The 24,917-nt window shown below is 69.1% G+C and carries 24 protein-coding genes; 5 read left to right on the forward strand and 19 right to left on the reverse strand.

What is annotated here, in order from left to right; translation table 11 throughout:
• From Q7S93_RS11655 to Q7S93_RS11675, 5 genes are all read right to left on the reverse strand, one after another.
• On the reverse strand, positions 1–966 hold a 966-nt coding region (locus Q7S93_RS11655), incomplete at its 3' end, for an AAA family ATPase (protein WP_304714076.1).
• 11 nt (positions 967–977) lie between these two features.
• Positions 978–1,307 (reverse strand): ATP-dependent Clp protease adapter ClpS, encoded by a 330-nt coding sequence (clpS, locus tag Q7S93_RS11660; RefSeq protein ID WP_293408934.1) that lies wholly within the window; start codon positions 1,305–1,307, stop codon positions 978–980.
• 155 nt (positions 1,308–1,462) lie between these two features.
• On the reverse strand, positions 1,463–2,737 hold the full coding sequence (locus tag Q7S93_RS11665; RefSeq protein ID WP_304714104.1) for a DNA polymerase IV: 1,275 nt from the start codon (positions 2,735–2,737) through the stop codon (positions 1,463–1,465).
• On the reverse strand, positions 2,734–3,630 hold the full coding sequence (locus Q7S93_RS11670) for an ROK family protein (RefSeq protein WP_304714077.1): 897 nt from the start codon (positions 3,628–3,630) through the stop codon (positions 2,734–2,736). The genes Q7S93_RS11665 and Q7S93_RS11670 overlap by 4 nt, the downstream gene beginning before the upstream one ends.
• Before the next feature lie 16 nt (positions 3,631–3,646).
• Entirely contained in the window at positions 3,647–4,372 is a 726-nt protein-coding gene (locus Q7S93_RS11675) for a hypothetical protein (protein WP_370652145.1), read from the reverse strand.
• A 125-nt stretch (positions 4,373–4,497) separates the two neighbouring features.
• Here Q7S93_RS11675 and Q7S93_RS11680 point away from each other — a divergent pair, with 125 nt between their 5' ends.
• The gene (locus tag Q7S93_RS11680; RefSeq protein WP_300577463.1) at positions 4,498–4,863 is read left to right on the forward strand and encodes a response regulator; all 366 of its coding nucleotides are present in this window, start codon (positions 4,498–4,500) and stop codon (positions 4,861–4,863) included.
• A gap of 6 nt (positions 4,864–4,869) precedes the next feature.
• The gene (locus Q7S93_RS11685; RefSeq protein WP_304714078.1) at positions 4,870–6,234 is read left to right on the forward strand and encodes a PleD family two-component system response regulator; all 1,365 of its coding nucleotides are present in this window, start codon (positions 4,870–4,872) and stop codon (positions 6,232–6,234) included.
• An 88-nt stretch (positions 6,235–6,322) separates the two neighbouring features.
• On the opposite strand, the gene rpmG is transcribed toward Q7S93_RS11685, so the two are convergent.
• The 6 genes from rpmG to Q7S93_RS11715 all read right to left on the reverse strand — a co-directional run bounded on the left by rpmG (position 6,323) and on the right by Q7S93_RS11715 (position 11,076).
• Positions 6,323–6,490 carry a 50S ribosomal protein L33 gene (rpmG, locus tag Q7S93_RS11690; RefSeq protein ID WP_111458827.1) on the reverse strand — a complete coding sequence of 56 codons (168 nt, stop codon included), beginning with the start codon at positions 6,488–6,490 and terminating at the stop codon, positions 6,323–6,325.
• Between the two features lie 114 nt (positions 6,491–6,604).
• On the reverse strand, positions 6,605–7,438 hold the full coding sequence (locus Q7S93_RS11695; RefSeq protein ID WP_304714079.1) for a pirin family protein: 834 nt from the start codon (positions 7,436–7,438) through the stop codon (positions 6,605–6,607).
• Between the two features lie 4 nt (positions 7,439–7,442).
• Positions 7,443–8,000, reverse strand: a complete 558-nt coding sequence (locus Q7S93_RS11700; RefSeq protein WP_304714080.1) for an NADPH-dependent FMN reductase — start codon at positions 7,998–8,000, stop codon at positions 7,443–7,445.
• A gap of 19 nt (positions 8,001–8,019) precedes the next feature.
• On the reverse strand, positions 8,020–8,730 hold the full coding sequence (locus Q7S93_RS11705; RefSeq protein ID WP_304714081.1) for an NUDIX hydrolase: 711 nt from the start codon (positions 8,728–8,730) through the stop codon (positions 8,020–8,022).
• 263 nt (positions 8,731–8,993) lie between these two features.
• Positions 8,994–9,752, reverse strand: coding sequence for an SDR family oxidoreductase (locus Q7S93_RS11710; protein ID WP_304714082.1), 759 nt, complete (start codon positions 9,750–9,752; stop codon positions 8,994–8,996).
• Between the two features lie 292 nt (positions 9,753–10,044).
• Positions 10,045–11,076: a threonine aldolase family protein gene (locus Q7S93_RS11715; RefSeq protein WP_304714083.1), complete on the reverse strand. Its 1,032-nt coding sequence runs from the start codon at positions 11,074–11,076 to the stop codon at positions 10,045–10,047.
• A gap of 85 nt (positions 11,077–11,161) precedes the next feature.
• Here Q7S93_RS11715 and Q7S93_RS11720 point away from each other — a divergent pair, with 85 nt between their 5' ends.
• Positions 11,162–11,866 carry a TetR/AcrR family transcriptional regulator gene (locus Q7S93_RS11720; protein ID WP_304714084.1) on the forward strand — a complete coding sequence of 235 codons (705 nt, stop codon included), beginning with the start codon at positions 11,162–11,164 and terminating at the stop codon, positions 11,864–11,866.
• A 145-nt stretch (positions 11,867–12,011) separates the two neighbouring features.
• On the opposite strand, the gene rnr is transcribed toward Q7S93_RS11720, so the two are convergent.
• From rnr to ruvX, 8 genes are all read right to left on the reverse strand, one after another.
• Entirely contained in the window at positions 12,012–14,300 is a 2,289-nt protein-coding gene (rnr, locus tag Q7S93_RS11725; protein WP_304714085.1) for a ribonuclease R, read from the reverse strand.
• A 33-nt stretch (positions 14,301–14,333) separates the two neighbouring features.
• Positions 14,334–15,470 carry an AAA family ATPase gene (locus Q7S93_RS11730; protein ID WP_304714086.1) on the reverse strand — a complete coding sequence of 379 codons (1,137 nt, stop codon included), beginning with the start codon at positions 15,468–15,470 and terminating at the stop codon, positions 14,334–14,336.
• A gap of 5 nt (positions 15,471–15,475) precedes the next feature.
• Positions 15,476–18,151, reverse strand: coding sequence for a type I DNA topoisomerase (topA, locus tag Q7S93_RS11735; protein WP_304714087.1), 2,676 nt, complete (start codon positions 18,149–18,151; stop codon positions 15,476–15,478).
• Positions 18,152–18,300: 149 nt separating this feature from the next.
• A complete protein-coding gene (gene dprA, locus Q7S93_RS11740) occupies positions 18,301–19,395 on the reverse strand; it encodes a DNA-processing protein DprA (RefSeq protein WP_304714088.1) in 1,095 nt (364 codons plus the stop codon).
• Positions 19,392–20,048 carry a glycerol-3-phosphate 1-O-acyltransferase PlsY gene (gene plsY, locus Q7S93_RS11745; RefSeq protein WP_304714089.1) on the reverse strand — a complete coding sequence of 219 codons (657 nt, stop codon included), beginning with the start codon at positions 20,046–20,048 and terminating at the stop codon, positions 19,392–19,394. The genes dprA and plsY overlap by 4 nt, the downstream gene beginning before the upstream one ends.
• A 124-nt stretch (positions 20,049–20,172) precedes the next feature.
• A complete protein-coding gene (pyrC, locus tag Q7S93_RS11750; RefSeq protein WP_304714106.1) occupies positions 20,173–21,471 on the reverse strand; it encodes a dihydroorotase in 1,299 nt (432 codons plus the stop codon).
• Entirely contained in the window at positions 21,468–22,445 is a 978-nt protein-coding gene (locus Q7S93_RS11755; RefSeq protein WP_304714090.1) for an aspartate carbamoyltransferase catalytic subunit, read from the reverse strand. Before Q7S93_RS11755 ends, pyrC begins: the two co-directional genes overlap by 4 nt.
• Before the next feature lie 64 nt (positions 22,446–22,509).
• Positions 22,510–23,007: a Holliday junction resolvase RuvX gene (gene ruvX, locus Q7S93_RS11760; protein ID WP_304714091.1), complete on the reverse strand. Its 498-nt coding sequence runs from the start codon at positions 23,005–23,007 to the stop codon at positions 22,510–22,512.
• A gap of 133 nt (positions 23,008–23,140) precedes the next feature.
• On the opposite strand from ruvX, the gene gatC reads away from it, so the two are divergent.
• Positions 23,141–23,428, forward strand: coding sequence for an Asp-tRNA(Asn)/Glu-tRNA(Gln) amidotransferase subunit GatC (gene gatC / locus Q7S93_RS11765; RefSeq protein WP_304714092.1), 288 nt, complete (start codon positions 23,141–23,143; stop codon positions 23,426–23,428).
• The gene (gene gatA, locus Q7S93_RS11770) at positions 23,429–24,901 is read left to right on the forward strand and encodes an Asp-tRNA(Asn)/Glu-tRNA(Gln) amidotransferase subunit GatA (RefSeq protein WP_304714093.1); all 1,473 of its coding nucleotides are present in this window, start codon (positions 23,429–23,431) and stop codon (positions 24,899–24,901) included. It begins immediately after the preceding gene.
• The last annotated feature ends 16 nt before the right edge of the window (positions 24,902–24,917 follow it).

Genomic DNA, 24,917 nt, shown 5'->3' on the forward strand with positions numbered 1-24,917 from the left:
CCGCAGGGCGCCCGAGGCCAGGGCCGGCTTGAGCAGGTTGGAGGCGTCCATGGCCCCGCCGCTGGTGGCGCCGGCGCCGATCACCGTGTGGATCTCGTCGATGAACAGGATCGCGTCGGGGTGGTTCTCCAGCTCCTTGACGACCTGCTTGACCCGCTCTTCGAAGTCGCCGCGATAGCGGGTGCCGGCCAGCAGCGCCCCCATGTCGAGGGAGAAGATGGTGGCCTCGGCCAGGACCGCAGGGACCTGCTTGTTGACGATCTTGCGGGCCAGGCCTTCGGCGATGGCGGTCTTGCCGACCCCGGGGTCCCCCACCAGCAGCGGGTTGTTCTTGGTCCGGCGGCAAAGGATCTGGATGCAGCGCTCGACCTCGGCGGCGCGGCCGATCAGGGGATCGACCTTGCCCTCCTTGGCCTTCTCGTTCAGGTCGACGCAGTAGGCCTCGAGGGCCTCTCCGCCGGTCTTGACCGAGGGCTTTTCCTCGTCCTCGGCGCCCTTGGCGGGCTTGCCTTCGACGGTGGCCCCGGCCTTCTTGGCGATGCCGTGGGCGATATAGTTCACCGCGTCATACCGCGTCATGTCCTGCTCTTGCAGGAAGTAGGCGGCATGGCTCTCCCGTTCGGAGAAGATGGCCACCAGCACATTGGCGCCGGTGACATCCTCGCGGCCGGAGGACTGGACGTGAATGACCGCGCGCTGGATGACGCGCTGGAAACCGGCCGTGGGCTTGGCGTCTTCGCCGTCGTCCACCACAAGCGAGCGGAGCTCATTGTCCACATAGCCCGTGAGGGTCCCCCTTAGGGAACCGAGGTCGACTTCGCAGGCGCGCATCACGGCGGCGGCTTCTTCGTCGTCGATCAGCGCCAGGAGCAGGTGCTCCAGCGTCGCATACTCGTGCTTTCGCTCATTGGCGTAAGCGACGGCGCGATGCAGAGATTCTTCGAGTTGGCGCGAAAACGAGGGCAATCGGGGGCCTCTCAATCCTTTTCCATGGTGCATTGAAGCGGGTGCTGATGCCGTCTGGCGGTATCAACGACCTGCGCGACTTTAGTTTCCGCCACCTCGTAGGTGAACACACCGCAAACACCCACGCCGTGCTGGTGGACGTGCAGCATGATCCGCGTCGCGTCTTCGCGCGACTTGTTGAAGAACTGCTCCAGAACGTAAACGACGAACTCCATAGGGGTGTAGTCGTCGTTCAGCAGCAGCACGCGGTACATGGACGGCTTCTGCGTCTTCGGCTTGGTCTGGGTGATGACCGCCGATTTGACGCCCGTCGACACATCACCTTGCTTGCGCTCGGCCATCGAAAACGTCTCCTGGCGGGCGTCTGGGTCCCGCCGCTTAGGGATTAGATATGGAAAAGGATGGCGTTTGAAAGGGTTGAAATCGTCGAAGGACGACACCAAGCGGCCAACGCTTATCTTTTTGTCGCTGTCGCGCGAGCTTAACCGATCATCACTCAATCTTGAACCCTGGGTTTTGAGCGCAGCGCCCGACCCGAGGTGATCGCCTCCGGACCGAAGCGCGCCCTTATGGCGTCGGCGGTGCGTTCCTCGGTCAGGGCCTTTTCCTCGCCCTCACCGAAGAAGTCAGCCTCGCCCGCGCCGGCTGGACCGAGCTCGGCCATGCCGATGCCGATCAGGCGGAAGCTGCGACCATCGGCCTCGCGGCGCAACAGCTCGCGGCCGGCGGCGAAGAGGGTGCGGGCGGTCTGAGTCGGCACGGCCAGCGCCTTGCGCCGGGTCAGGAGGCGGAAGTCCGGCGTCTTGAGCTTCAGCGTCACCACGCGGCCGGATACGCCCGCCGCCCGCGCCTGGCGCGCGACCCGCTCGCACAGGGGCGCCAGGCGGTCTTCCAGGGCGTCGTAGTCGGCGAGGTCGGTGTTGAAAGTGGTCTCGGCGCTGATTCCCTTGCGGGTCTGGTCGGGATCGACGGGGCGGGTGTCGCGGCCATGGGCCAGGTCGTACAGACGCAGGCCGTGGGCGCCGAACCGGCGGGCGAGATCCTTTTGCTCGGCCCGGGCGATGTCGCCGATGGTGCGCAGGCCCGCGGCCTCCAGGGACTTCACCATGGCCGGCCCGACCCCGGGCAGCAGTCCGACCGGGCGCGGCGCCAGGAAGCTGGCCGACTCGGCGGCGCCGATCACCGAGAACCCCCTCGGCTTGTCGAGGTCGGAGGCGATCTTGGCCAGGAACTTGTTGGGCGCCAGGCCGATGGAGACGGTGAGGCCCGTCGCGGCTTCAATCCGCCCCTGCAGCCGGGCCAGGGTCACGGCCGGCGGCGCCCCGTGCAGGCGCTCGGTGCCCGACAGGTCCATCCAGGCCTCGTCCAGGGACAGGGGCTGCACCAGGGGCGTCAGCTCGGCCATCAACCCCATGATGATGCGGCTCTCGGTGCGGTACTTGGTGAAGTCCGGCTTGATCACCACCGCCTGGGGGCAGGCGGCCAGGGCCTTGAACATCGGCATGGCCGAGCGCACCCCATAGACCCTGGCCATGTAGCAGCAGGTGGTCACCACCCCGCGCACCCCGCCGCCGACGATCACCGGCCTGTCGCGCAGCTCCGGCCGGTCCCGCTTTTCTACCGAGGCGTAGAAGGCGTCGCAGTCCAGATGGGCCATGGAGAGGTCCATCAGCTCCCCATGGGCCACCAGGCGCGGCGAGCCGCAGGACGGGCAGCGTCTCGCTCCGGGAGCGGGCCCGGTCCAAAGGCAGTCGCGGCAGAGCGCCTTCATGGGGTTGAGCGCGGCCACAGCCAGGCCGCGCCGCGCACGCCGGAGGAATCCCCATGGATGGCCGGGCGGATGGGGGTGTCGACGCCATCGGCGAAGACGTGAGGCGCCAGCGCGGCCGGCAGCCGCTCATAGAGCTCGGCGACATTGGACATGCCGCCCCCCAGGACGATGACATCGGGATCGATCAGGTCGACCACCACCGCCAGGGCGCGGCCCAGGCGGTCGACATAGCGGGCTAGCGCCGCCTGGGCCGCGGCGTCTCCGCTGCTGGCCTGGGCGATGATCTCCGGCGCCTTCAGCCCGGCCCCATGATCGGCCTCGAAGGCCGGGCCGGAGATCCAGGTCTCCAGGCAGCCCCGCCGTCCGCACCAGCAGGCCGGGCCGGGGCGCTCATCGGCCGTAGCCCAGGGCAGGGGGCTGTGACCCCACTCGCCGGCCACGCCGTTGCGGCCCTCCACCAGAGCGCCGTCGACCACGACGCCGCCCCCGCAGCCGGTGCCCAGGATAGCGGCGAACACCACGCGGGCCCCGGCGCCGGCGCCGTCGGCCGCCTCCGACAGGGCCAGGCAGTTGGCGTCGTTGGCCAGGCGCACCGGGCGCCGCAGGGCGGCCTCCAGGTCGGCGCCGAAAGGCTGGCCGTTCAGCCAGACGGAGTTGGCGTTGCGGATCAGCCCGGTGCGCGGCGAGATCGAGCCGGGCATGCCGACGCCAACCTGGTCGGCCCGGGCGCCGGCCGCCTGCTCGACTTGCGCCACCAGGTCGGCGACGGCGGCGAGGGCGAGGCGATAATCCCCCGGGTTGGGGACGCGCAGGCGCGCGACGATGGCGCCCTCGCGGTCCAGGGCGGCCGCCTCGATCTTGGTGCCGCCGAAATCGACGCCGATGCGGATCATGATGGTCGGCGCGGGCTCAGGAGATCGAATCGGCGATGGCGATGCGCAGGGCGTCCCAGTCGTCGATCCGGGTGTGGCGGCTGGGCGAACTCGGGGCCAGCGGCCGCAGGCGGGGATCGGCCACGTGCTGGAAGCGGGCGACGGCCGGGGCGGCGTCGGCCACGGAGTCAAGATTGGGCAGGAGATCGTCGATGAAGGCGGCCGGTCCCCTGGCCTGTTCCGCCAGGGCCGCAGCCAGCGGCCCCTTTGGCCCCGAATTGAGCAGCAGGGGATAGTCCAGCCCATGGCGGCCCAGCCAGCGGGCCCGGGCCAGGCGTCCCTGGCCCGGCGCATTGGTCAGGATGACCACGCCGCCCTGCTCCGACAGGCGGCGCAGGGCGTCGGCCGCGCCCTCGGCAACCCGCATCTCGCCGGCCCCATAGCGGAAGAAGTCGTCATAGTGCTGACGGCCCTCCTCGATCGGCAGATGCTCGGTGGCGCCGGGGTGATAGATGTTTTGAAACAAGGCGAAGCGCTCGACGCGGAACTCCAGCCCGCGCCCGGCCAGGAAGGCGCCGAAGCCCTCCATGAAGTGGCCCAGCACCTCGTCCACATCGACGATCACCAGCGGGCGGGCGGCGTCCAGCCCCAGGCCCGCCAGGTCCGGGGCCCGGGCGCGCAGCAGCGCTGCAGGGCCAGCCGCCGCGGTCGAGCTGGCGGCGACGGCGTCGGGCTGAGCGGCAGGGGGCGGTGTGTCGGCCACTGGGTCTCTCGTGGGGCTCTCGCGTGCGGCTAACGCCAGTTTAAGGATATTCGTGGGATCAAAGGGGCCAAAGGTGGGGTCGGCGGAAGATTCGCCGTCCGAAAAAGAGCATCGTCGAGACGACCATGGCCAAGAAGGTCCTCATCGTCGAGGATAACGAGCTGAACATGAAGCTGTTTCATGACCTGCTCGACGCGCAAGGCTACGAGACCCTGCAGACCCGCGAAGGCCTGCAAGCCCTCTCTTTGGCCCGAGAGCACCGTCCCGACCTCATTCTGATGGACATCCAGCTCCCCGAAATCTCGGGCCTGGAGGTCACCAAATGGCTGAAGGAAGACGACGAGCTGGCCCATATCCCCGTGGTCGCCGTCACCGCCTTCGCCATGAAGGGCGACGAAGAACGCATTCGCGAAGGCGGCTGCGAGGCCTATATTTCCAAGCCCATTTCAGTGTCGCACTTCCTCGACACCATTCGCCGCCTGCTGGGGTAGCCCGCCATGACCGCACGCATCCTGGTCGTGGACGATATCGAAGCCAATGTCCGTCTCCTCGAGGCCAAGCTCACGGCCGAATATTACGAGGTTCTGACGGCCTATGACGGCCCGACCGCCCTGGCCATGGCGGCGGCCGAACAGCCCGACATCGTGCTGCTGGACGTGATGATGCCGGGCATGGACGGGTTCCAGGTCTGCCGCCGGCTGAAGGACGATCCTGAGACCCGCCACGTGCCGGTGGTGCTGGTCACCGCCCTGGACGGCCGCGCCGACCGGATCGCCGGCCTCGAGGCCGGGGCCGACGAATTCCTCACCAAGCCCATCGACGACGTCATGCTGTTCGCCCGGGTGCGCAGCCTGACCCGCCTGAAGACCGTGATCGACGAGTTGCGGGTGCGCGAGGCCTCGGGCCGGCGGATCGGCGTGATCGCCGGCGCAGGATCTCGCCTGGGGGGCACGGGCGGCCGGGTGCTGATCGTTGATGACCACGAGCGCCAGGCCCAGAGGATCGCCTCTGAGCTGTCCATCGAACACCGCCCGGTGATCGAGTCCGAACCCGACAAGGCCCTGTTGTCGGCTCGGGGCCCGGTGGACCTGATCATTGTCAACGCCACGGCCCGCAGCTTTGACGGCCTGCGCTTCTGCGCCCAGGTCCGCTCGGACGAGGCGACCCGCCACCTGCCGATCCTGGCTGTTGTCGATTTCGACGAGCGGCCCCGCCTGATGAAGGCCCTGGAGATCGGGGTCAACGACCTGCTGGCCAAGCCCATCGACCCCCAGGAGCTGTCAGCCCGGGCGCGGACCCAGATCCGCCGCAAGCGCTACACCGATTATCTGCGGGACAATCTCGACCACTCCCTGGAACTGGCGGTCACCGACCAGCTCACCGGCCTGCACAATCGCCGCTACATGACCGGCCAGCTCGACGCCCTGGTCAAACGCGCCGCCCATGGGGGCGAGCCGGTGGCGGCCCTGCTGATCGACATCGACCATTTCAAGAAGATCAATGACGGTTACGGCCACGATGTGGGCGACGAGGTGCTGCGGGAATTCGCCGTGCGCCTGGCCTCCAATGTGCGGGCCGTCGATCTGCCCTGCCGCCATGGGGGCGAGGAGTTTGTGGTGGTCATGCCCGGCACCCGCATCGAGGACGCCGAGCGAATCGCCGAGCGCATCCGCCTGCACGTGGCCGGTTCGCCCTTCCGGGTAGCCCACGGGACCGAGCTCTTGACCGCCACCATCTCCATCGGCGTCGCCGCGACCCTGGGACCCGACGACACCCCCGACGCCCTGCTCAAGCGGGCGGACGAGGGGCTCTATGAGGCCAAGTCCTCCGGCCGTAACAAGGTCATATCCCGGGCGGCGTAAAACGATCTTGGGAAAATTCTAGGGACGAAACGCAAAACGCCCGGCTGATCCAGCCGGGCGTTTCCTTGTTCGCGTGGGCGAAGCGATCCTACTTGATCTTGCCTTCGCGGAATTCCACGTGCTTGCGCACGACGGGATCGTACTTCTTCATGACCAGCTTGTCGGTCTTGGTGCGGGCGTTCTTCTTGGTCACGTAGAAAAAGCCGGTGTCCGCCGAGGAGTTCAGGCGGATCTTGATGGAAGCTGGCTTCGCCATGGTCGGTCCTCGCGGGGCCGGGCAAGCGCGCTTCCCCGGCAGTCATTTCGAATGAGCCGCGGACAATACGAATCCGCAGACCAAAGTCAATGCGGGGAGGCCGATGGGCTTAATCTAGCCGCCCGCCGTAGTCAGCCGGCCGCTCTGGTAGTCGGCGAAGGCCTGGCGAATCTCGTCCACCGTGTTCATCACGAAGGGGCCGTGGGCGACCACGGGCTCGTCGATGACCGGGGCGGCGTAGAAGAGGGCGCGGACCGGCGTCGTGGCGCTGAGCGCCAGGATGTCGTCGGCCTCGCGGGCGTGGGCCCAGGCGTGCTGGTCGGCGCGGACGACGGTCTGGGCGCCGCCGACCTTGGCCTCGCCCTCCAGGACCAGGACAAAGCCCCGCCAGCCCTTCGCCATGGGCAGGTCGAGGGTCGCGCCGGCGTCCAGGCGCAGATCCATCAGGGCCAGCGGCCAGAGGCTGCCGTGGGGCCGCTCGGCCTCGCCCAGACGTCCGGCGTAGAGCCGCGCCTCATAGCCCTCGCCGGTGATCCGGGCGGCCTCGGCGGCCCGCTGGTCGCTGTAGCGGGCGGGGCTCATCTTCCGGGCGGCCGGCAGGTTCAGCCAGAGCTGCAGGGAATGGACGCCGCCGGGCCCCGGCATCTCCGAATGCATCACCCCGCCGCCGGCGGTCATGAACTGGACGTCGCCGGCCTCCAGCTCCCCGTGGGCGCCGGTGTGGTCCTCGTGGATCATCTGGCCTTCGAGGATGAAGGTCACCGTCTCCATCCCCCGGTGGGGGTGGGTAGGGAAGCCGGCGGGCGGAGCGAACCAGTCCTCGGCCAGGAACAGGAAGGGGCTGTAGGGGCCATGCGCCTGCGGCGCGATGATCAGGCGGTTCTGGTGGCGGGGACCCAGCACATTGCGCGGGCCGGCGGCCTCGATGCGATCGACGGAGAGGGCCATGACCTTAGCCGTTCATCTTCGCGATCCAGGCCGCGAACTTGTCGCCCCAGCCCTCGATGAAGGCCTGGAACTTGGGATCGGCGAAGCCGCCGTCCTCGGTGAAGTGCTCGTCCTTATGGACGAAGTAAATCTGCGGCATGCCCATCACCGCCACGTTGATGGCCGTCAGCACGTTGCGCAGATCCACCTGGGCCGCGCCGGTGCCCAGCGCGCCGGGGCTGGCGCCGGCGATGGCGGCGGGCTTGCCCGACCACACCCCCTGGCCCGGAGGCCGCGAGGCCCAGTCGATGGCGTTCTTCAGCACGCCGGGCATGGAGCGGTTGTATTCCGGCGTCACGAACAGCACGGCGTCGGCGGTCTTGATCGCGTCCTTGAACGCCACGACGGCGGCCGGCGGATCGGCCTCGTGATCCTGGTTGAACAGGGGCACGTCGCCATAGTCGAGGATCTGCAGGTCGAGTTTCGACGCCGTGGTCTTCGCAATCGCCTCGGCCAGGCGCCGGTTCACGGAATGGCGGCGGAAACTGCCGACGATAACGGCGACCTTGGGCCGATCGGACATGCGAACTCCAGTGCGGGTGTCAGAGGTGGGCGACCTTATGGCCCTTCACACCGAAACGCATATAGGGGGAGGGTCGCTCCGGATCATCCAGGCGCAGCACCGCCTCCTTGATCATGGTGCGGGTGACCATGGGCAGCTCCAGGCCCAGCGCGTCGTCGAAATCGACCCAGGCGATCTCCTCCAGCTCCCCACAGTCGGGCTGTCGGTCCAGGCTGATCAGCCGCTCGGCGTCGGCCATCAGGAACCAGGTGTCGAACCGCTTGGCCAGCATGGGCGGGGTGACGGCCCGCGCGATGATCTCCATGGCCTCGAGGTCGGCCAGGGCGCCCTGGGCCAGGAACTCCCGCCAGGGGCCGACCCCGGGCCGTGGCGGGGCCTTCTTGGCCAGCAGCAGGCCGGCCTCCTCGAAGGTCTCGCGGATGGCCGCCAGGGCCAGGGCCTGGCCGCGGCGCAGCTTGATATGGCGGTCGAACTTGGCCGCCACCTCGGGCCGCAGGTCGGTGGCGTGGGGGGCGCGGAAGTCGGCCCGATCGATCCGCCCGCCGGGGAAGACCCAGAGATTGGGCATGAAGTCATGGCCGCTGTTGCGCTTGCCCATCAGGACCCGCGGCTTGGCCGCATCCCGGCGGACCAGGATGATGGTCGCCGCATCCCGCGGCTTCACGGCTCGGGCGCCCTCGGGGCGCATGCGACCGCCCTCGGGGCGGCGGGGAATCTCTGCGTCGGTCATGAAACAACTGTATGACCGCCCCGGGACGCAGAGGAAGCGTGACGTTGGGGAAGGGCCTACGAGGTGACGAGGACGGGCGCCCATATCGCGTGCGTCTCTAATGGGCTCATTGGAGACCTCTCTCGTAGGCGACCTCTATTGAGTCCGCTCCTGGGCGACAGCCTTCGCCATAGAGCGCTCGCCCTAGCGCCGCCAGGCGGCCGACGAAGGCGGGATAGTGGCGGCAGCTCCGCGACCGGCTCTGCCGCCCGCCTAAGCCTCGATCAGTTCAGACGCACCGAAACCCCGCCATCCACCAGCATCGGGCTTCCCGTCATGAAGGACGAGCGATTTCCCAGCAAAAACAGGGCAGCTTGTGCGATCTCGACAGCGGCGGCCATGCGCTTCATCGGGTGCAGACCGGCGACGAAAGCAAGCGTGTCGGCATCTCCTTCGCCGCCCATCGACGTGACTGTCCCGCCAGGAAGCAGGGCGTTCACGCGCACGTTTGAGGCCGCGTGGTCGGCGGCCAACGACTGGGTCAGACCGATCAGACCCGCCTTAGAGGCGGCGTATGCAGACATGCCTGGCAGGCCGGCGTTACTGAAACCCACGAAGGAGGAAGTGAAGACGATTGAGCCGCCCCCGCGCGCGGCCAGCACCGGGATCTGCGCCTTCGCCGCCAGAAACGCGCTGGTCAGATTGGTGGCGATCACGTCATGCCAGTTGTCGAACTCCATCTCGCCCGCCGGCGCCATTGTCCCAACCATTCCGGCATTGTTGAATGCCCCGGACAGTGAGCCGAAACGGTCCAGCGCCATATCTACAAGGGCCTGCGCATAACCTTCCTCTCGCACGTCGCCGGCCAGGCAGACGGCGCGCCCGCCTGCAGCCGCGATGCGATCAACGATCGCTTCGAGATTGTCTTTGCGGCGCGCCCCCAACACCAATTGGGCGCCTTCGGCGGCGAACAAGCCGGCGGCGGCCTCGCCGATCCCGCTACTCGCGCCCGTAATGATGAGAGTCTTGTCCTTCAGTTCCATGGCCGATCCTTCAGCGTTGACGCCGGCCCTACGTCACTGTTGGCCGGCGACACGTGGTAGCAAGGCGCGCGGGTTGGCTCTGGCGTGTTTCGGCTGTGCATCTGCGAGGGTCTGGTGTCGCCCGCTGTCGGTCTGCTGGGAACGGACACTCACCCCTACGCTAAGCAATGCCCGCAATGTGGCTCGAAACCCATGACAGCTTCTGGCGCCTAGTGGCTCCTGGCAGGAGTTGAACTCGTGGTCGACGCCTGAGGCCTGTGGAAGTCGGCGCCGGATTGATGGCGGCTGTAGTTCAACTGGCTTGGCCGTCGCCGGCCGCGGCCGCCTCAACCGCTGCGGCGATCGCCGCAACCTCACCCTCGCGAACGCCGCCGTGAAGCGCCAATCGAATCCGAGTCCGGCCGAGCGCGATGGTTCGAACCCCGTGATGGGCGAGCGTCTCGACGAAGGCGACCGCATCGCCGCGGGGCCGGTCCAGGAAGATCAGATTGGTCTCTGGCGTCTGGACCGTTGCCTCGCCAAGCCGGGCGTTGAGCGCCTCTGCGAGGGCGCGAGCCATGGCCGCGTCCGTTGCGAGCCGATCGCGCCAGCCCTTGACCGCCGCGCGCGCCGCGGCCGCGACGCCGCCCAGCGGGCGCCACCCGCCGCCGAGGGCGTCGCGCCAGCGTACGGCCTCGTCGACCGCCGACCGGGATCCGCAGAGCACCGAGCCGAGGGGCGCGCCGATCGCCTTGTTCAAGCTGATGGCCGCCGTGTCGCAGCCGGCGATCAGTCTGGACATAGGCGCATCCTGCGCGACGGCGGCGTTCCACAGGCGCGAGCCGTCGAGATGCACGGCGACGCCGGCAGCTCGACAAATGGCCCCGATTTCGGGCTGCCACCTTCGAGGCATGACCGAGCCGCCAGACAGCATGTGCGTGTTCTCCAGCCACACCAGCGCCGCATCGCCGGGTTCAAGGCGCGCCAGGAAGGCAGACACCGTCGAAGGGGAAAGATGACCGTTGTTGTCCGGCAACACGCCCGGGGCGGCTCCGGTCAGAGCTGTGGCCCGCGCCTCGACTGTCACCACATGGGCCCGAGCGGCGGAGGCCAGTTGGCCGCCCTGCGGCAGGTGCAGGCGAATGGCGATCTGGTTGGCCATGGTGCAGGTGGGAACGAACACCACAGCCTCCACGCCGAGTTCCGCCTGGAGTTCGTCCATCAGCGCGCGCTCGTCCGGGTCCTCGCCGTACTCCATTGCCGGGGCCCGCGCCGCGGCGGCCCGCACCGCAGCCGCGACGCCGGGCGGTCGTGGGCCGAGAAGATCGCTGCGCAGATCGATCATGTGGCCTCCGGGCGGACCAAGCAGAGATAGCGCCGCTTTCGTTCCGGCGCGGCGTTCGGTCCGGGCGCCTGTCTAAGGTGCCATTATGGATTGGATTCTAAAAATAGACTATATTCCAAATATGCAAAATGCCGTGACATCAAGCCTAAGCCTGCGCGACCGGGGAAAAGTCCGCCGGCATGCTGAGATTGTCGCCGCCGCTACCAAGCTCTGGCGCGAGCGAGGGTTCGAGAACGTCGCGTTGGCCGAAATCGCCGCCGCGGCCGAGGTGTCGCCGCAGACGGTGTACAACCTCATCGGGGGCCTGGACGCCATTTGCTTTGCGGTGATCCAGCAGGCGCTGGAGCAACTGGACGCCGTGCTGGAGGACACCTCCGCCACAGGGGTCGAATTCGCGCTCGAAGCCGCGCGCATCTCGGCTGACCTCTACATCGCCGACGCGCGCCTCTATCGACAGCTCTTGGCGCGCGTGCCGCGGATGTTGTTCCAGGGAACGCACCTGGGTCGCGATGTGGTCCAGATCGTTATCCAGGCGGTCGCCGAAGCCCAGACCGCCAACCAGGTCTCCCCTGCTGTCGATCCGGTGCGGCTGGGGCGCGCGATCTACAGCGCCTATCTCGGCGCCCTCTACGATTGGGCGTGCGGGGACTCCGACAACGCGGGGTTCAGGGAAGAGGCGCAGATCGCCGTGCTGGCGCCCCTTGCGGCCTGCGCGACGGATGCGGCGAAGCCGGCCCTAACCGCACGCCTCTTCGACCACCTGTCCAGCACCGGCGAGAGGAGCCGATAGCGGCGAAATGCAGCCACGGTGGTGGGACTCGCACACCGTTTCGCAGGCGGCACCTCGAGGCCTGTTTTCCGCCGCGGAGTTAGAGTCCGCAATTGGCGCCTAGCGAAAACCTACGTCAGCTTGGCGATGAGCGCGCAACCGCCCCCTACCGCCGTCGGTGCTTGCCGCCCTGGCGGGGCAGGGGCGGGCGGCCGGCCTTGCGGCGGATGCCCAGGCGCGGCCGCGGGGCGGTGGGGTCGGGGGCGGCCGGCTCGCTCAGCATCTCGAACAGCAGGCCGCCGGTGATCGGGGTGGCCTCGCGCAGGCGCACCTCGACGCTCATGCCCAGCGGCCAGCGGGTGCCGGAGCGTTCGCCGATCAGGGCGTGCATCTTCTCGTCGTGGATGAAGAATTCATCGCCCAGATTGGAGATCGGGATCAGGCCGTCGGCGCCTGTCTCGGCCAGGCGGACGAACAGGCCAAACCGGGTGACGCCGGTGATCCGGCCCAAGAAGGTCGCGCCGACCCGATCGGCCAGGAAGGCGGCCACATAGCGGTCGGTGGCGTCACGCTCGGCGGCCATGGCGCGGCGTTCGGCGTAGGTGATCTCCTCGGCGGTGCCCTTCATGTGGGAGATGTCCCAGTCGCTCAGGCCATCGGGACCGCCGGGCAGGTTCAGGCCCAGGGCCGAGATAAGCCCCCGGTGGACGATCAGGTCGGCATAGCGGCGGATCGGCGAGGTGAAGTGGGCGTAGCGGTCCAGGTTCAGGCCGAAATGGCCGATATTGTCGGTGGAATAGTGGGCCTGCATCTGGGTGCGCAGGACCACCTCATTGACGATCTCCGCATTCGGCCCCTCCCGCGTCAGGTCCAGCAGCCGGTTGAAGCGGTCGGTGCGGGCGGCCTCGCCCTTGGACCAGTTCACCTGGATCGAGCCCAGGAATTCGGCAAGGGAGTCCAGCTTCTCGGGGCTCGGGGCATCATGGATCCGGTAGATCAGCGGGGTCCGCTTGGCCTCCAGGGTCTCGGCGGCGCAGACATTGGCCTGGATCATCATCTCCTCGATCAGCTTGTGGGCTTCGAGGGACGGGCGGGGCGTGATCGAGGCGACCTTGCCGTCCTCGCCGATGATGATCCGGCGCTCAGAGCTTTCGATGGCCAGCGGCGAGCGGGCCTCGCGGCCCTTCTTCATGGTCAGATAGGCCGCCCAGAGGGGCTTGAGGATCGGCTCCAGCAGCGGGCCGGCCTTGTCGTCGGGGCGGCCGTCGATGGCGTCCTGGGCCTGTTCGTAGGCCAGCTTGGCGGCCGAGCGCATCAGGCCGCGGACGAACTTGTGGCTGCGCTTGCGGCCCTGGCTGTCGAACACCATGCGCACGGCCATGCAGGCGCGGTTCTCGCCCTCCCGCAGGGAGCAGAGGCCGTTGGAGAGCCGCTCGGGCAGCATGGGTTCCACCCGGTCGGGGAAGTAGACGCTGTTGGCCTTGTCCCGGGCCTCCCGGTCCAGCGCGCCGCCGGGGCGGACATAGGCGGCCACATCGGCGATGGCGACCCAGACGATCCAGCCGCCGGGATTGCGCGGGTCCTCGTCGGCCTGGGCGAAGACCGCATCGTCGTGGTCGCGGGCGTCGGCGGGATCGATGGTGATCAGCGGCAGGTCGCGCAGATCCTCCCGGCCGGCCAGTTCCGGCGGCCTGGCCGCTTCGGCGTCAGCCTCGGCCTCATCGGAAAAGCCTGTGGGGATGCCGTGGCTGTGGATGGCGATCAGGCTGGCGGCCCGGGGTTCGTCCTCGCGGCCGACCACCTCCAGCACCTTGCCGCGCTTGGGACCGTGGTGGCGTTCGGCGGTCCCCACCTGGGCCAGGACCAGGTCGCCGTCCTTCAGCTGGCCGTCGTCGAAGACGATCAGGGTTTCCTTGGACTTGCGGTCCACCGGCTCGATGCGGACCTCGCGGTGATGCTTGCGCACCACGCCCAGCACCCGGTGGGCGCTCTGGCCCAGGCGCTTGATCAGCCGGGCCTCGGTCTCGCCGGTCTCCAGGGTGACGAAGCGGACCAGCAGCCGGTCGCCCAGGCCCGGGGCGCCGGCCACCGCCTCGGCCTTGTCGGGCGCCAGGTGAACCAGCGGCGTATCCTCCGCCCCCTTGGTCAGGCGCACCAGCAGGTCGCCGTCGGTGTCACGCTCGACCACATCGACGACGCCCACGGGGGGCAGGGATCCGGTCTCGGCCACGCCCTTGCGGCCCCGGCGGCTCAAGGTCCCGTCAGCCTGCAGTTCGCCCAGCATCTCGCGCAGGGCCCGGCGGTCGGCGCCCTTCAGGCCGAAGGTCCGGGCCAGTTCGGAGCGGTCGGTCTCGCCGGTCTCGCGGATGTGGCGCAGCAGGGTTTCGCGGTCGGGCAGGCCCGCGGGGCGGGCGGCGGCGAAGCGTTCGGACTTGGGCTTGCGAGTTTTGGCCATGGCGCCTTGTAACGCGGGAATCGCCCGTGCGCTTCAGTCGTCCTCGTCGCGGAAGGCGCCGAACAGGGTCAGGCCCTCGATGGTCGTGGCCCCATCGACCTTACGCACGGTGCGCACCGCCCCGTGGTCGGCCAGGGCCGCGGCCAGACGTTCGGAGTGGGTGACCAGCCAGACCTGTGAGCGCTCGGCCGCCTTGGCGATCAGACCGGCCAGGGGCTCCATCAGGTCGGGATGCAGGCTGGCCTCGGGCTCGTTGAGCGCGATGAAGGGCGGCAGGCGGTAGGCCAGTAGGGCGCCGGCCAGGGCGAGAAAGCGAAGGGTGCCGTCCGAGAGTTCGGCCGGCTCGAACACCCGGCCTTCGAACTCCGGCAGGCGCAGGCCGAAGGTGGCGGTCCGTTCCGGAAAGGGGAGGCTGAGCACCGCGCCAGGAAAGGCGCTGGCCACCGCCTCGTCCAGGTCGAGCCGATCCTGCCGGACATGGGCCAGGGTGGCGAAGACCGCCGCCAGGTTGGACCCGTCCGAGGCCAGCGTCGGGGCGGCCACGGCTACGCAGGGACGGCGAAGGGGGGAGCCCGCGTCGGTGCGGACATCGTGATAGAACCGCCATTCCAGCAGGGTTCGCCGCACGGCGTCGAGTTCCGGATAGCGGCCAGGATCCTCCAGTCGCCCCAGCAGGGTTTCGGAGGAGAGCAGGTCGATGTCGACCTCGGCCGGCCGGCCCTCGGCGTCTCTCGCCATCACCGAAGCGTTGCGGCGCTCCACCAGGCGCGAGCGGCGCTGGCCAGACAGATAGGTCAGGGTTTCCAGCTTGACCTGGGGCTCCAGGTCGAAGGCCGCGGCGGTCACCCTCTGCGGGAAGCCGACCTCCACCTCGTAGCGAAAGGCGCTGTCGCGGGCGCCAGGCGCCGCCAGGGTGACCGACAGGGCAATCCGCGCCGGGTCGCGGGCCTTTCGCGCGCCGGCCCACATGGCGAGGTCGAGCCCCTCGGCGGCCAGCCGCGCGCCGAGCTGGTTCTGGGCGGCGGCCTGCAGCAGGTCCAGGGCCCGGTAGAGATTGGACTTGCCGACCCCGTTGGCGCCCACGAACACGTCGAGCCGCGACATCGGATAGGTGATCTTCTGCAGCGACCGGTAGCCCGAGGCCGAGAAATCGCGGACCGGCAGATCCATGGCCCCTAGCTGGCCGCCGTCTTCTTGGCGGGCGCCTTCTTGGCCGCGGGCTTCTTGGCCGCCGGCTTCTTCGCAGCAGTCTTGGGGGCCGCAGCCTTGGGAGCCGCCGCCTTCTTCGCCGCCGGCGCCTTGTCGGCCTTCTCCGCCTTGGGCTTGGCCGCCGCCTTCTTCACCGGCTTCTTCTTAGCCCCGCCCTTGGCCTCCCGTTCGGCCAGCAGGGCGACCGCCTGTTCCAGGGTGACGTCCTGCGGATCAGCCCCGCGGGGGACATTGGCGTTGGTGGCGCCGTGCTTGATATAGGGGCCATAGCGCCCCGACAGCACCCGCACGGGCTGGCCGTCGGCCGGGTGGGCGCCCAGCTCCTTCAGGGCCGTCGCCTCGCCCCGGCGGCCCTTGCCGCCCGCCTTCTTCTCGGCGATCAGCGCCACGGCGCGGTTGAGCCCAACCTCGAACACCTCGTCGATGCTCTCCAGATTGGCATAGGCGCCGTTGTGCTGGACGAAGGGGCCATAGCGGCCGAGGCCCGCCAGGATCATCTGGCCGTCCTCGGGGTGGGCGCCGACCTCGCGGGGCAGGCGCAGCAGGCGCAGGCCCTTTTCCAGGTCCATGGCCGCTGGCGACCAGGTCTTGGGCAGGCTGGAGCGTTTGGGTTTGTCGCCTTCGCCCAGTTGCACATAGGGGCCGAACCGGCCGCTCTTCAGATAGACGATCAGTCCGGTGTCCGGATCGGTCCCCAGCTCGCGGTCGCCATTGGCGGCGTCGGTTTCGTCGCCCTCGGTCTGGGCGATGGGCCGGGTGAACCGGCATTCGGGATAGTTGGAGCAGCCGATGAAGGCGCCGAACTTGCCGGTCTTCAGCGACAGGCGCCCCGTACCGCAGGTCGGGCAGGCGCGGGGATCGGCGCCATCGCCCTTGTCGGGAAAGATGTGGGGGCCGAGCGCGTCGTTCAGGGCGTCCAGCACGTTGGTCACGCGCAGTTCGGAAATCTCGCCGACCGCGGCGTGGAAGTCCTGCCAGAACTCCCGCAGCAGCACCTTCCAGTCCAGTTCGCCGGCCGAGACCAGGTCGAGCTTCTCCTCCAGGGCGGCGGTGAAGTCGTACTCCACATAGCGGCGGAAGAACTGCTCGAGGAAGGCGGTGACCAGCCGGCCCTTGTCCTCGGGCACGAACCGGTTCTTGTCCATCTTCACATAGTCGCGGTCGCGCAGCACGGTCAGCACCGAGGCATAGGTCGAGGGCCGGCCGATGCCGAGCTCCTCCATCTTCTTGACCAGGCTGGCTTCGGAATAGCGCGGCGGCGGCTCGGTGAAGTGCTGGGCGGCCCGGGCGGCGGCGACCTTGGCCGCGGCCCCCTGGGTCACCTGGGGCAGGCGGCCGGACTCCTCGTCGTCGGCGTCATCGCGCCCTTCCTCGTAGACCGCCAGATAGCCGTCGAACAGGATCACCTGGCCGGTGGCCCGCAGGCCGGTCTGGCCATCGGCGCTCTCCAGCTCAATGGTGGTCCGCTCGATGCGGGCGCTCTCCATCTGCGAGGCGATCATCCGCTTCCAGATCAGCTCGTAGAGCCGGCCGAGATCCCCATCCAGGCGCAGGGAGCCTGGATTGCGGGCCAGGCTGGTGGGCCGGATCGCCTCGTGGGCCTCCTGGGCGTTCTTGGCCTTGGTGCGATAGATGCGCGCCTGCTCGGGCACATATTCTTTGCCGTAGACGCCGCCGATCACCATGCGGGCCTCGTCCAGGGCTTCGGGCGCGGCCTGCACGCCATCGGTCCGCATATAGGTGATCAGGCCGACGGTCTCGCCGCCGATATCGACGCCCTCATAGAGCTTCTGGGCCGCCTGCATGGTGCGCTGGGCCGAGAAGCCGAGCTTGCGGGAGGCCTCCTGCTGCAGGGTTGAGGTGGTGAAGGGCGGGGCCGGGGAACGCTTTGCCGGCTTCTTCTCCACCGAGGCGATGGTGAAGCTGGCGGCCTGGACGGCGGCCTTGGCGGCCTCGGCGGCGGCCGCGTCGCCCAGGTCGAACTTGGTCAGGCGCTTGGCCTGGTGCTTGACCAGGCGGGCGACGAAGGGATCGCCGCCAGCCGACACATCGGCGTCGACAGTCCAGTATTCCTGGGTCTTGAACCGCTCGATCTCGAGTTCGCGGTCGACGATCAGACGCAGGGCCACCGACTGCACCCGGCCGGCCGAGCGCGACCCCGGCAGCTTGCGCCACAGCACTGGCGAGAGGGTGAAGCCCACCAGATAGTCCAGGGCGCGGCGGGCGAGATAGGCCTCGACCAGCTCCATGTCGATGTCGCGGGGGGCCTTCATGGCCTCGGTGACGGCGGACTTGGTGATGGCGTTGAACACCACCCGCTGGACCTGGGCGCCCTTGATGACCTTCTTCTTCTGAAGGACCTCCAGGACGTGCCACGAGATGGCTTCGCCCTCCCGGTCGGGGTCGGTGGCCAGGATCAGGCGGTCGGCCCCCTTCATCGCCTCGGCGATGTCGTTCAGCCGCTTGGCGGACTTGGCGTCCACGTCCCAGCTCATGGCGAAGTCCTCGTCCGGCCGGACGGAGCCATCCTTGGGCGGCAGGTCGCGCACATGGCCGTACGAGGCCAACACGACATAGTCGCTGCCCAGGTACTTGTTGATGGTCTTGGCCTTGGCCGGGCTCTCGACGACGACGACGTTCATTTGTGGGGCTTTGACTGACGGCTACGCGGGCGGAAAGCCCGGAACACAAAGGCGCGAAAGGTGGGCTTGGGCATGGGGCGATGTCAACCGGCCCCAGGATGGCCAGCAATTACAAGGGGCGAGGCCGCAGTGGGGGCGCATCGCGCCGCTCATGCGAGCGCCGCCAGGCCGCCGGGCAGCAGCTCAGCCCGTCCGGCCACGGCCAGCTCCACCAGGGCGGCGGCCACCGCGCCGGCGTCGCGACCGGTGGCGCGCACCAGTTCGTCCCGCGACACCGGCGTGGGCGAGAGGAGGGCCGCCACGGCTTCGACAAGCTCATGATCGGCGACTATGCAGGCCGGTGGAGCCCTGTAGGCGCGCTCCTGGTCCCGGAAGCCGGCGAAGGTATCCAGCGCGCGCAGCACATCCTCCACGCCTTCGCAGAGCGCCGCCCCTTGGCGGATCAGGTCGTTGGCGCCCCGGGCGCGGGGGTCCAGGGGCGAGCCTGGCACCGCCAGCACGTCGCGGCCCTGCTCGGCGGCCAGGCGCGCGGTGATCAGCGAGCCGGACCGCAGCTCGGCCTCGACCACCACCACGGCCCGCGAAAGGCCGGCGATGATCCGGTTGCGTCGGGGGAAGTCCCGGGCCTGGGCCTGGCGGCCGGGGGGATGCTCGGCGACCACGCAGCCCTCTTCGACCAGCCGTCGATAGAGATCGCGATGCTCCGGCGGATAGATGTCGTTCACCCCGCCGCCGAGGACGGCGATGCTGCCGTGCTCCAGCGAACCTTCATGGGCCGCGCCGTCGATGCCGCGGGCCATGCCCGAGACGATCACGTGACCAGCCTGTCCCAGCTCGGCGGCCAGGCCGCGGGCGAATCTCTGGCCGGCGGCCGAGGCGACCCGGGCGCCGACGATGGCCACGATGGAGCGGTCGAGCAGGCTGACATCGCCGCGGGCCCAAAGCACGGGCGGCGGCGGGTCCAGGGCGGCCAAGGCCTGGGGATAGCTGGCCTCGCAGGCGCAGATGAGCTGGGCGCCCAGGGCCTCGCCGGCGGCGAGCTCGGCCTCGATCTCGTCGGTCGAGGGAATGGCCGGCGCGCCGTTGCGGCCGCCCCGGCGGGCCAGCTCCGGCAGGGCCTCCAGGGCGCGGCCCGGCTCGGCGTAGCGACGGATCAGCTGGTCGAAGGTGACCGCGCCGACGCCCTCGCTGCGGGCCAGCCGCAGCCAGTCGCGCCGCCCCTGGGGCGTCAGGCCTGGGCTCATGCAGGATCCTGCGGTTCAGGCGTCTTCCCACGGCCGATCTTCGGCTCCTGGCCCTTCAGCAGGCGGCCGATATTCTCCCGGTGGCGGAAGAAGATCAGCACCGCCATGACCACCGCCAGCACGGCGATGGGATAGGGGCGGTCGGTGACGAACACATAGATGGGCGCCAGCGTCGCGGCGGTCAGGGCCGCCAGGGACGAGAGGCGGAAGACCAGGGCCACCAGGATCCAGGTGGCGCCGGCCAGCATCCCCACCGGCCAGGCTGCGGCCAGCAGGACGCCGAAGAAGGTGGCGACCCCCTTGCCCCCCTTGAAGCCCAGCCAGACGGGGAAGATGTGGCCGATGAAGGCCGCGCCGCCGGCCAGGGCGGTGAGCGTGGCCTGGGCGCTCTGCGGGCCGTCCTTGGTCACCATCCAGGCGATGAACACCGCCATGGCGCCCTTGCCGCCGTCCCCCAGCAGGGTGATCAGGGCCAGGTCCTTGCGCCCGGTGCGCAGCACATTGGTCGCGCCGATATTGCCCGAGCCGATGGCGCGCACGTCGCCGGCCCCGCCCAGGCGGGTGGCGATGACGCCGAAGGGGATGGAGCCCAGCAGGTATCCGCCGATCACGGCGGCGGCGATGAGCGCGAGGCTCAAGGTGTCGGTCGGCATATGTTTCCCCGGTTTCCCTAGGTCCTGGCCGCGTCCATCTCGCGTGTGACGACGGCCAGGATCTGGCGTTGCTGTTTTGTTCGCCCATGCATAGCGTCGGTCGACGAGCCGGGCAACGGTCCAGCTAGTCGGCCTGATAGACCACGCGGCCGTCAACCAGGGTCGTGCGGACCACGCCCTGCAAGCGGCGACCGTCGAAGGGCGAGTTCTTCGACTTGGACTTCAGGTCGGCCAGATCGACGATCATCGGCGCGTTCAGGTCGCACAGCACGAGGTCGGCCGGGGCGCCCTTGGCCAGGCGTCCTGCCGGCAGGCCCAGCAGTTCGGCGGGCCGGCTGGTGACCGTCCGCATCAGGTCGATCAGGGGAATGCGGCCCTCATGGTGGAAGGCCAGCAGGGCCGGCAGCAGGGTCTGCAGGCCCACGGCGCCGGGCGCGGCCTCGTCATAGGGCAGGCGCTTGTCCTCGGCCGGCGCCGGGGCGTGGGCCGAAACCACGATGTCGATCAGGCCGGAGGCCAGGGCCTCGATCACCGCCTGGCGGTCGTCCTCGCCGCGCAACGGGGGATCGACCTTGCAGAAGGTGCGATAGTCGCCGATGTCCACCTCATTGAAGGACAGGTGGTTGATCGAGGTGGTCGCCGTCACGTCCAGGCCGCGGGCCTTGCCGCGGTCCAGGCTCTCCAGGGCGCAGGCCGTGGTGATCTGGTCCACCAGCAGCCGCCCGCCGGTCAGCTCCACCAGGGCGAGGTCGCGCTCCAGCATGATCTTCTCGGCGATGGGCGGGACCGACGGCAGGCCCATGCGTCCGGCCAGCTCGCCCTCGGTGGCCGCCGCGCCGGCCGCCAGCCAGGGATCGGCCGGCCGGTGGGCCACCAGCACGCCGAAGCTGCGGGCATAGGCCAGCAGGCGGCGGAAGACCTTGGAATTGACGATGGGATGGTCGGCGTCGGTGACATAGACGCAGCCGGCGTCCCGCATCAGACCGATCTCGGCCATGCGCTCGCCCGCCAGGCCCTTGGTGGCCGCGCCGGCCGGATAGACGTGGACCAGCTCGATGTCCCGGGCCCGGCGAAGGATGAAGTCCACCACCGACGGATCGTCGATGGCCGGCGAGGTGTCGGGCTGGACGACGATCGAGGTCACGCCGCCGGCGGCCGCGGCCAGGGCGGCGGACTTCAGCGTCTCCTTGGGTTCGGCGCCGGGTTCGCCGGTCTTGACCCGCAGGTCGATCAGGCCGGGGGCCAGCATGGCGCCGCGGGCGTCGATCGTCTCGATGTCGTCGGACAGGCCGCCCAGCTCACCGCCGAAGATCACATCTGCGATCTTGCCGGTCTTGACCAGCAGGGCGCCGGGCGCGTCCTGGCCGCTGGCCGGATCGACGAGGCGCGCATTGAGAATGGCCAGGGGACGGGGCGCCATCAGTCGTTGTCCAGTCGGGCCGAAAGGGCGGCGAGCACCGCCATGCGGGCGGCGACGCCCATCTCCACCTGATCCTGGATCAGGCTGACGGCCAGGTCGTCGGCCACCTCCGAATCGATCTCGACCCCGCGGTTCATGGGGCCGGGATGCATGACCCGGACATGCGGGGCCGCACAGGCCAGCTTCTCCCGGTCGAGGCCGAAGAAGCGGAAATATTCCCGTTGGGAGGGGGCGAGCACGCCGTCCATGCGCTCCAGCTGCAGGCGCAGCATCATGACCACGTCGCAGCCGGCGATGCCCTTGCGCAGGTCGTGATAGACCTCAGAGCCCCAGCGGTCGGCCTCGGCCGGCATCAGGGTGGGCGGCCCCACCAGCCGCACCTCGGCGCCCATCATCTGCAGCAGGCCGACATTGGAGCGGGCCACGCGGCTGTGCAGCACATCGCCGCAGATCGCCACCCGCAGGCCGGCGATGCGGCCGAAGGCCCGCCGCATGGACAAGGCGTCCAGCAGGGCCTGGGTGGGGTGTTCATGCTGGCCGTCGCCGGCGTTGATCACCGAGCACGACACCTTCTGCGACAGCAGCGAGGCCGCGCCCGAGGAGGCGTGGCGCACCACCAGCAGGTCCGGCTGCATGGCGTTCAGGGTGACGGCGGTGTCGATCAGGGTCTCGCCCTTGGCGATGGACGAGGCCCGCGGGCTCATGTTCACGACGTCGGCGCCCAGCCGCTTGCCGGCCAGCTCGAAGGAGCTCTGGGTGCGGGTGGAGTTCTCGAAGAACAGGTTCATCAGCGTCCGACCCTTGAGCAGATCGAGCTTCTTCGAGGTCTGGCGGTTGAGGGTCACGAAGGTGTCGGCCAGGTCCAGCAGGTCGCTGACCTCGACGGGATTCAGGTCCAGCACCGAAAGAAAATGGCGCTTGGGAAAGGGGAAGGTCTTCCCCAGGACGTCGATCAGACCGGATTCGGGCGCGCTCATTAAAGCGCCGTCTTAAGGGGGCTGGCCGGCTTCGCCAAGGCGCCAGTGGCCAGTGTCCACATGTTCAGGCCTCGGACGGCGGCGCGGGGGCGTCCGCCAGATTGCGCAGGCGCTCGAGGGCGCCCTGGAGAATCCAGGCGGCTGCGGCCTTGTCCACCACCTCGCCGCGGCGGGCGCGGGTCATGTCGGCCTCGTCCACCAGCATCCGGTTCACGGCCATGGACGACATCCGCTCGTCCCAGAAGGCGATGGGCAGGTCGCGCAGGCGTAAGAGGTTGCGGGCGAAGGCGCGGCTGGACTGGCAGCGCGTCCCTTCGGTGCCGTCCATATTGACCGGCAGGCCGATGATCACGCCGACCGCGCCGCGGCCCTCCATCAGGGCGAACAGGGCCTCGGCGTCAGCGGTGAACTTGGTCTTGCGGATCAGCTTCAGCGGCGAGGCCACCATGCGGCCCGTGTCGGACACCGCCACGCCGATGGTCTTTTCCCCCAGGTCCAGGCCCACGACGGGGCCTAGACGGGGCAGGTGGGCGGGCAGTTCACTCAGTTCGACAACAGCCATGCCTCTCCATAACGCCGGGAGGTCCTGCCCCAAAGGCCTAGAATCGCCGCCCCGTGACGCCTTTCGGCGCGCGCGGCTTGCCATGAGCCGACCTCCGCGGCTAACCCACGGATCAGATTGCAAGGAGGCCCCCATGGCCATCGACGTGGCGACCGTTCGCAAGGTCGCCAAGCTGGCGCGCATCGCCGAACCCGAGGCGCGTCTGGAATCCCTGGTCCAGGAGCTGAACGGCATCCTGACCTGGATCGAGCTGCTGGAAGAGGTGGACACTGACGGGGTCGAGCCGATGACCTCGGTGGTCCATCAGGGCCTGCCCATGCGCGAGGACGTGGTGACCGAGGGCGGCGACCCGGCCAAGGTGCTGGCCAATGCGCCGAAGACGGCCAAGGACTTCTTCGTGGTCCCCAAGGTGGTGGAATAGATGAGCGACCTGACCAAGCTGACGCTCAAGACCGCTCTCCAAGGCCTTGAATCAAAATCGTTTTCAGCGGTGGAGCTGACCCAGGCCCATGTGGCGGCCGTGGAGTCGGCCAAGGCCCTGAACGCCTTTGTCCTGGAGACGCCGGACAAGGCCCTGGACATGGCCCGCGCCAGCGACGCCCGCCGGGCCCGCGGCGAGGCCGGCGCCCTGGACGGCGCGCCCCTGGGGATCAAGGACCTGTTCTGCACCGAAGGGGTGCGGTCCACCGCCTGCTCCAGGATTCTCGGCGACTTCAAGCCGACCTACGAATCCACCGTCACCGCCAATCTCTGGCGGGACGGGGCGGTCATGCTCGGCAAGCTGAACATGGACGAGTTCGCCATGGGCTCGTCCAATGAGAGCAGCGCCTTCGGCCCGGTGATCAATCCCTGGCGCGGCCAGGGCGACGACACCCCGCGCACGCCGGGCGGCTCCTCGGGGGGCTCGGCCGCCGCGGTGGCCGCCGAACTCTGCCTGGGCGCCACGGCCACCGATACGGGCGGCTCGATCCGCCAGCCGGCCGCCTTCACCGGCACGGTGGGCATCAAGCCGACCTATGGCCGATGCTCGCGCTGGGGCGTGGTGGCCTTCGCCTCGTCCCTGGACCAGGCCGGCCCCATCGCCCGCAATGTCGAGGACGCGGCCATCCTGCTGAAGTCCATGGCCGGGCACGACGCCAAGGACTCCACAAGCCTCGACGTCGAGGTTCCGGACTTCGCCAGCTTCGTGGGCAAGTCCGTCAAGGGCCTGCGCATCGGCATCCCCAAGGAATACCGCGCCGACGGCATGCCGCCCGAGATCGAAAAGCTGTGGGAGCAGGGGGTGGCCTGGCTGAAGGCCGCGGGCTGCGAGATCGTCGAGGTCTCGCTGCCCCACACCAAGTACGCCCTGCCGGCCTATTACATCGTGGCGCCGGCCGAGGCCTCCTCCAACCTCGCCCGCTATGACGGCATGCGCTACGGCCTGCGGGTCGATGGCGCCAATCTGACCGAGACCTACGAACAGACCCGGGCCCAAGGGTTCGGCGAAGAGGTCAAGCGGCGGATCCTGATCGGGTCCTATGTGCTCTCGGCGGGTTATTACGACGCCTATTATCTCAAGGCCCTGAAGGTGCGCCGGCGGATTTCCGATGATTTCGACCAGGCCTTCGAGAAGGTCGACGCCCTCCTGACCCCTACGGCGCCGTCGGCCGCCTTCACGCTCGGCGAGAACGCCGACGATCCGGTGGCCATGTACCTGAACGACATCTTCACCGTGACGGTGAATCTGGCCGGTTTGCCGGGCATGAGCGTGCCGGCCGGGGTGGATGCAAACGGCCTGCCGCTCGGCCTGCAGCTGATTGGCCGCCCCCTGGACGAGGGCACGCTGTTCTCACTGGGCGGGGTGATCGAAGAGGCGGCTCAGTTCAAGACCAGGCCGCAACGCTGGTGGTGACGCCCGCCGCGGCCGG

It is taken from the genome of Phenylobacterium sp. (assembly GCF_030646615.1).
GTDB lineage: Bacteria > Pseudomonadota > Alphaproteobacteria > Caulobacterales > Caulobacteraceae > Phenylobacterium.